The 269-nt window shown below is 53.2% G+C and carries 1 protein-coding gene; it reads left to right on the forward strand.

The annotated features are described in order from the left end of the window. Positions 1–269: pirin-like C-terminal cupin domain-containing protein (locus B3Z75_RS12500; protein WP_294072223.1), on the forward strand; the 269-nt coding region annotated here is incomplete at both ends.

Here is a 269-nt window from a genome sequence, read left to right on the forward strand (position 1 = left end):
CTGGAAGGGGAGGTGCGTAGCGAAAGCGATACTTTTGGACCCGGAAAGCTGCTGATCGCCAATAACAGTCGCCTGTGTGAGTTTGAGATGGGTGAAAATACAACCGTCGATATTTTCGGTGGCGACCCTTTTATTGAGAAACGGTTCATCGACTGGAACTTCGTCTCTTCGCGCAAAGAACGGCTGCGTCAGGCGAAAGAGGACTGGATCCTCAGGCGTTTCCCGGAAGTGCCGGGAGAGACGGAGTTCGTACCCTACCCGGACTTTAA

Origin of the sequence: Proteiniphilum sp. UBA1028, from assembly GCF_002316955.1 — a bacterium.
Lineage (GTDB): Bacteria > Bacteroidota > Bacteroidia > Bacteroidales > Dysgonomonadaceae > Proteiniphilum.